This window comes from Bdellovibrio sp. (assembly GCF_036384735.1).
Lineage (GTDB): Bacteria > Bdellovibrionota > Bdellovibrionia > Bdellovibrionales > Bdellovibrionaceae > Bdellovibrio.
On the sequence record NZ_DASVLT010000009.1, the window covers coordinates 1 to 6,812 of the forward strand.

Sequence of the window (6,812 nt, forward strand, 5' to 3'; positions counted from 1 at the left end):
TTAAATTCTGTTTCATCCCAAACAAGCTAGCTTTTACGCTGTTGTTTGTTCGAATATTTTTGAAATTGTGTCGAATAATTGCTTATTCAACTAAGAGCCCAAAAATCTTTTCTTCTAGCTATTCAGTTTTCAAAGAGCGAAACGTTCAAAAATTTCACCGCTTTTCAGCGGCGCGAGGAACAGATACTACTCTGTTTTTTGTCCTCGTCAACATTCTTTTTTTATTTTTTTCGTCGTTCGACAAAAGTCCTAAAAATAGAAAAACTTGGTGGAGGCAACAGGGATCGAACCTGCGACCTTCTGAATGCAAATCAGACGCTCTCCCAACTGAGCTATGCCCCCGAAGTGGGACTGGTTTTCGCTCAGGGCCCGAAAAAGGTCAATAGCTTTTTTTCGAAAGTTTAATGAGTGACTTAATTCTGCTCAATAAATAAACGAGGCCTGCTGCCTCGTTTATTCGCAATTCCAATTTAAGTTATGGATTCTGTTCGGATTTAGGCACTCGCTCTGAATTTAGACGCAAGGAGTCGGTTTAGCCACTTACGCTCTGTACTCAAGTCGAATCCGACCTTTTCACCGCCTGTGATAATAGCCATGTAGACCTTTTTGAGAATCTCAACCTCTGTATCTAGGCCGCTATCTGCACCCAAAGATTCTTCAATAGCTTCGTATACACTGACAAGATCTGGAGTTGTTACGACTTTAGGAATGCGGGACATATCCAACCCTAATGTCTCTATAGGCTTGAATCCTACAAGTGTTTCTGTAAGAAGAACTTTTGATCCTCCTTTGAAATTCACTTGAATAAATGGCTTGCCTTCGGAGTCTGCGCGATGAAGAACCTCTGTTACTTCTTGCGAACTGAATGAGAAGAGTTTTCCATCGAGATCCTGACGGATCTGTACTCGACCCGATTCATTAATCTTCGCGCGAAGACCTTTCGATGAATCGACAAAATTCAAGATGTGATCTAATTCCGCATGTGTCGACTTTGACTTGGAGTTGCTCAAAATATCCCTCCCCTAAACAGGGTCCTTGCTTATAATAGGCATATCGACAATCCCTACAAGGACTTAACGGCAAATCCGAAAAAGTTGAGAATCAGGCCTCTTGCCCTGGGCCAAACTTGAAAAGATTTTCGTGATCTTGTTTCATAGCGAGATCAATCGCGCCGTGACTTGTTTCTCACGTTTCGATTTGAGATAACAACCGAGAAAGAGAAGGCAGTAAAAATATGATCATCACACGTTGGCAAGCACCTATCATTCCTACCAAAGAGCAAGTTCAAATGATTCTTGAATCAGAGGGACTTGAGCCTTACGAGGAAGTTTACGAGCCACAAACAAAAATTCCTGATCATCGCCATCCTTTTGCGGAAGTGCGCATTATCGTTGCGGGCGAAATGCTTTTCAACATCTCTGGAAATCAATTTGTTTTACGTCCTGGGGATCGAGTTGAAATTCCTGCAAACACTAAGCACGCACATACAGCCCATGGAACAACCCCATGTATTTGCATCTGCGCTCAACGTGCCATTTAGCCTTCGGAACGACGGTTTTTCATCCAATTTAAATATTCGCGAATATTTTTTTCGAACCCATGAGTTGTAGGCTCGTAAAATTTCGCGTCTTTGATCTCTTCAGGTAAATAACCCTGCTCCGTCCATCCTGTCGGATAGTTATGCGGGTACTTGTAGTCTTTTCCGTAACCCAAATCTTTCGCAAGTGCGGTCTTCGCTGACCTTAAGTGCAAAGGAACTGGAAGAGTTTTTGTTTGCTCTACCAGCGCTCGGGCATTGTTGAGAGCCATATAAGAGGCGTTGGATTTTGGGCAAGATGCTAAATAAGTTGTGACTTGAGCGAGGGTGATAGCTCCCTCAGGTAAACCAATAGCTTCAACGGCTTGCAGGCCGGCTGTTGCTACGGAAATACCACGGGGATCGGCGTTTCCGATGTCTTCTGATGCAAGAATGATCAAACGTCTTGCGATGAAGATAGGATCTTCTCCGCCATCGAGCATTCTGGCCAAATAGTAAACGGCTGCATCTGGATCGCTGCCTCTGACACTTTTAATAAATGCCGATATCAGATCGTAGTGCATTTCGGAGGCTTTGTCGTAACCGATAGGGTTTTGCTGAAGAAGCTCGCGCATTTCAGCGACGTCGAGAAGTTCCCCCTCTGAGTCTTTTGTGAAATTATAGAGGATTTCTAGGCTGTTGATCAGCCTTCTGGCGTCCCCATCGGAATATTGCAGTAAATTTTCAACCGCTTCTGGTTGAAGGATTTTATCGATGGGCTTCTTGTAGTGCTCGCCAGCTCGATTTAAAATTTCACGCAGATTTTCCTCGCTAAGACGTTCGAAAACAACCACTCGACAGCGGCTGAGGAGAGCGCGATTGAGTTCATAACTTGGATTTTCGGTTGTCGCACCAATCAAAACCAAATCGCCTTTTTCTACGAAGGGAAGAAGGACGTCTTGTTGTGATTTATTGAAACGATGGATTTCGTCGACGAAAAGCACTGTTTTTTGCTGGAATTGCAAACGACGATCTCGGCCTTGCTCACCTACTTCACGAAGCGCTTTTGCTCCCGTGTCGACGGCATTGAGATTTACGAAGTGAGCATTGAAATGCTCTGACAAAGCCAGGGCAAATGTCGTTTTGCCTGTCCCCGGAGGGCCCCAAATGATCAAGCTTGGCAAATATCCTTTGCGCAGCATTTGACCCAATTTGGATTGCTTCCCCAAGGTTTTCTCTTGGCCGATGATCTGATCTAAATTCTTGGGACGAAGAATTTCAGATAGAGGAGATGTGTGATTACTTACCGCAGCGGCCGAGAATAAATCCATGGGGAATCTATAATCCATTCGGACAGAAAAACCCACTGAAATCCGGAGGACTTGTTCAGCTATGTTAATTGTTTTGAATCATTGAATATTTGATTGATGCTGAGGTCTGGGAAATAAAAAAGGGCTCTTTTGAGCCCTTTTTTTTCTACTGATTTGTGACTGTGAAGAAGGTCGTCGTACGGACCGGGGTTTGATCGTCGCTGTTTGGAGCCTGCTCGTAGCCATCCACTTCCATCGTCGCCGTCGTCGAGAACGAAGTGTCCGAAGTGATACCGCCGCAATAGAGTGGGCAATCTGTTGTGACCGCCTGTGTACCCGACGCAATCACAGAGTCAGTAAATGTCGCCGGTGTTGAAGCGTCATTGTTGCGCCAAACGGTATAAAGAGCTGACAACGCATCCCCTGCAATAACACATGAGTAATCCGAAGTAGAATTAGGTAAAGTCATGGTGATCTTCACTTGAGAAATATACATATTGTTATTGATGTTCTGCTTCGTAAAAGTAATATGAGGCAGGCGGAAATAGGCCGATGTAATATCGGCCGTAGCCGTCGTGCCTGAAGCCGCCTGATACTTCGCAAGACAGCTAGTGGCCGTGCTTGGAATCAATAGCGTATTGTTTGAAGTTGTGGAAACCGTCAAATTTTCCGAGCCCGAGCATGCTGTTAGAAAGCCCGTAAGAATTGCTAATGCGATTAAACTTCTCATGGCTTCCCCCCTATAGATCTTTCGATGCATTGTTGTCTACTTGTCCCATAATTCTTGGAGTAAGGAAGATCAACAATTCGGATTTACTTTTTGTCGAGTTCTTAGTCTTAAACAACCAGCCCACAAAAGGCACTTCACGGAACCATGGAACACCCGTATCATTATCGGTAGCATCACTTTGATAGATACCGCCAATAACTGCCGTTTGACCATTTTTGACCAAGACGCGAGTATTGGCTTCACGAGAGTTCACAGAGAAACTTCCCAATTGAGCATCCACGATGGCACCCTGGAATTGCCTGTTTACAGTCACTTTCATTATAACAGAACCATCTGAAGTTACCTGTGGAGTCACCTCAAGTTTTAACGTCAATGGCTTAAATTGGAACGATGTCTGGTTCGAAGTACCATTGATCGTTACCTGCTTAATAGGAACTTCGGTCGTCTGATTGATGTCCGCTTTTTCATTACTCATAGTGAAGATGCGCGGAGAAGCCAGAACTTTTACCTTATTCTCAGTTTCAGACAATGCCAAAGCAGCCGTAATACTTCCGAAAACATCCAAAGTTCCAATGTTCAAACCGAAATTCAAGTTTTGACCTCCGGAGCCTTTACCTGGATTCACGTTGAAGTTCGGAGTCATATTGACTGGACCACGGCTTGAATTACCAAGCTTGATATTCGTACCTGAAGAGGACCAGCTCACACCGATATTACGAGTGAAGTCCTCTTGGGCTTCGACGATTTTACCCTCGATCAAGACTTGCTGTGGCTGAGTATCGAGGCTTGCGATCAATTTTGCGATACGATCCAAGTTGTCTTCGATATCTGTTACAACCAAAGCGTTGGTACGAAGGTCCCCGACTGCTTTACCGCGATCACCCAAGAAATCTTTGATCTTCTTTTCAAGCTCGTCCACCTTTGCGTAGCTGATGGGGAACATGCGAACTTTTAGTGGCTCGAGAGTTTTACGAGCGGCCGCTAGTTTGTTTGCATCATCCTCTTCCGCTTTCAGATCTGCCAAGGGAGCAATACGAAGGACATTACCTTGACGAGTGTAACCAAGTTTACGGGCGCGCATGATCACAACCAGAGCTTGATCCCAAGGAACCTGGCGAAGTTTCAAGCTTACATTGCCTTTTACTTCATCAGAAAGAACCATGTTCACGCCGCTTTCTTCAGTGATGAAGTTCAAAGCGTCGCGGATATCCATACTGTTTGTCTCGATAGAGATTTTTTTACCGTAGAACTGAGCATTACCTGCCAAAAACTCTGTCAGATTTTGGCTCGGTAAGATTTTCGACTCTGGAGATTCATCTGTTGCCTCAGCATTAGCAACCGGAGCCTGACCGCTTGCCGCAACGATCAACAAGTTATTTCCTTCTTGTTGAACTGCTGGTTCTGAAGCTCCGTCACGCATTTGAATCACGAAACGCGCTGTTGTCGAACCCGGATTTTGATAGGCATCAATAGCGCCCACAGCACCTTTGATATCTCTTGTGTTCAAAGAACGTTTCAAACGATCCGGCAAAATCGCATTATCGACTTCGACAATATATTGGTGAAGATCGGGATTCGCACGCGTTGTGAATGTCAACGGGCGATCCCCTTGAACTACCACTGTACCACCTGTTTCATTGGCTTTAAATTTCAAATCAGTGATATGGGCAGGTGCCGCTGACGGAGCAGCTGCAATCTCTTGTTGTGTCGGCAAACTTTCTTGAACTGTCGGCGCGGGCGCCGCCTCTGGAGCTGGAGTTGCGGCTTGTGGCTCTGTTTGTGGAGCCGGAGCATCAGCAACGCCGCTATTCGCAAATGGATCTTCCGTCGGAGAAGATTCCGTCGCTGGTGGAGGAGTGGCCTCTTGCGCCTGTTGTGGTGCTGCCTCGGCCGGTGGCTGTTGACCGCCCGCCTGATTCATCTCATCTTCGATTGCAAGATCTTGATCATTACCAGCAGCAGCCTGCTTTGGAGAAGTCTTCGCCTGCTTATCTTGCGAAGTTTCATCGAAGTCAGAGAATTCGTCTGTGTTACCAGCTTTATTATTTTCAGCTGGTGCGACATCTGCTACAGCAGCCTCGCCACCCTCATCTAATGAGAGATCGTCATTTGTACGAGAAGGATGACTCGCACAAGAAGTCAAAGTGGCAATCATTGCACTTACTATCATGAATCTAATGAATCCGTTCATTAGCTCCTCCTTATAAAGAGAATCTTACTTTTTAAATTCCATCACGCGATTTTCTTTAATCGCTTTACCATCTTCGTATTTAGTTTCTACGACGACGATTTCCCCTTCGCGAATCGCTGCAACATATCCTTCATTGCGACCGATCTTAGAATTCTTAGTGACAGTATACACAGCTCCGTCTGGATCTTTCACCATTGCACGCGGAGTTTTGACATCCCACAAGATGCCGACGATTTGCAGACGATCGATTTCGAAACGTTGTAAAGGCTCAAGAGGGGTCTCTGTTTTTTCAACCTTCGTGCGAATCACACGGAATGGCTTAAATGGATCTCTCTTGCCGGTTGGATCGTAAATATATTCATCTCGAGGCATCGAATCCGATGAACCTGAGGCTTGTGGTGCATTCACGGCATCCCCTAAAGGCATCTCTTCCGGAGCCGGAGCTACTGGAGGCGCCGCAGGTTGTGCTGGCGGCGCAGGAGGTTGCTGAGCTGCCTTTCCTGGGGTTGCAGCTGGTCCCGGTTTAGTGCCTGATTCTGCATGACCAGGAGTCGCCGCTGCCGACGGAGTCCCTGCTGGAGGCACTTGTGTAGACTCAACTTCCTTCATAAATTCCGGAGGAAGATCTCCGTTACTAGGAGCTCCTTGAGAGTGAGCCGGAGCCATGAACTTCATACTCACCGCAAAGGCGAGCCAAAGTCCTACGGCTGCAACTAAAATGTAAGATAGCATCCATCTTACCGACTTCACTATTTCTTCTCCGCTGTCTTAGGCTTTTCAGGTGCAAGTTTATAACCCACAACCTGGCCTTCAAATTTCAACTTTTTCAAACCAGTACCTGGATCCGTGATCGTAATATTTTTCACGCGAGACATACGTTCTGCCGAAGAAACCAAATAGACAAATTGAGCCAATTCGGCGTAGCTACCTTCCAGGGAAACTTCCACCGGAACTTCTTCAACAACTTCGCGACGGACATTCTCGCCTGGTTTTTTTGCCTTCACATTCACACCGGCATTGCGAGCAAAACCGTCGATAGATTTATTGATATCAATCGAGAATAAC

7 protein-coding genes and 1 tRNA gene are annotated in these 6,812 nt (G+C 45.8%); 1 reads left to right on the forward strand and 7 read right to left on the reverse strand.

What is annotated here, in order from left to right; genetic code table 11:
• Positions 1-266: 266 nt before the first annotated feature.
• Positions 267-342 (reverse strand) — tRNA-Ala (locus tag VF412_RS02560).
• A gap of 152 nt (positions 343-494) precedes the next feature.
• The gene (locus VF412_RS02565) at positions 495-1,010 is read right to left on the reverse strand and encodes a hypothetical protein (RefSeq protein ID WP_331337635.1); all 516 of its coding nucleotides are present in this window, start codon (positions 1,008-1,010) and stop codon (positions 495-497) included.
• A gap of 224 nt (positions 1,011-1,234) precedes the next feature.
• Here VF412_RS02565 and VF412_RS02570 point away from each other — a divergent pair, with 224 nt between their 5' ends.
• Positions 1,235-1,540 (forward strand): cupin domain-containing protein, encoded by a 306-nt coding sequence (locus VF412_RS02570; protein ID WP_331337636.1) that lies wholly within the window; start codon positions 1,235-1,237, stop codon positions 1,538-1,540.
• Here VF412_RS02570 and VF412_RS02575 read toward each other — a convergent pair.
• The 5 genes from VF412_RS02575 to pilO form a co-directional block, all read right to left on the reverse strand.
• Complete coding sequence (locus tag VF412_RS02575) at positions 1,537-2,847, reverse strand: replication-associated recombination protein A (protein WP_331337637.1); 1,311 nt, start codon at positions 2,845-2,847, stop codon at positions 1,537-1,539. The genes VF412_RS02570 and VF412_RS02575 overlap by 4 nt on opposite strands.
• A gap of 145 nt (positions 2,848-2,992) precedes the next feature.
• Positions 2,993-3,556, reverse strand: coding sequence for a hypothetical protein (locus VF412_RS02580; RefSeq protein ID WP_331337638.1), 564 nt, complete (start codon positions 3,554-3,556; stop codon positions 2,993-2,995).
• Between the two features lie 10 nt (positions 3,557-3,566).
• Positions 3,567-5,747, reverse strand: coding sequence for a type IV pilus secretin PilQ (gene pilQ / locus VF412_RS02585; protein ID WP_331337639.1), 2,181 nt, complete (start codon positions 5,745-5,747; stop codon positions 3,567-3,569).
• A 24-nt stretch (positions 5,748-5,771) separates the two neighbouring features.
• A complete protein-coding gene (locus VF412_RS02590) occupies positions 5,772-6,497 on the reverse strand; it encodes a pilus assembly protein PilP (RefSeq protein WP_331337640.1) in 726 nt (241 codons plus the stop codon).
• A partial coding sequence (pilO, locus tag VF412_RS02595) for a type 4a pilus biogenesis protein PilO (protein WP_331337641.1) occupies positions 6,497-6,812 on the reverse strand: 316 nt, incomplete at its 5' end. The genes pilO and VF412_RS02590, both read right to left, overlap by 1 nt.

Bases quoted from the DNA above. Each gene is read 5' to 3' on its own strand.
- VF412_RS02570 (WP_331337636.1), top strand. From the start codon at position 1,235: ATGATCATCACACGTTGGCAAGCACCTATCATTCCTACCAAAGAGCAA.
- VF412_RS02575 (WP_331337637.1), bottom strand. From the start codon at position 2,847: ATGGATTTATTCTCGGCCGCTGCGGTAAGTAATCACACATCTCCTCTA.
- VF412_RS02580 (WP_331337638.1), bottom strand. From the start codon at position 3,556: ATGAGAAGTTTAATCGCATTAGCAATTCTTACGGGCTTTCTAACAGCA.
- pilQ (WP_331337639.1), bottom strand. From the start codon at position 5,747: ATGAACGGATTCATTAGATTCATGATAGTAAGTGCAATGATTGCCACT.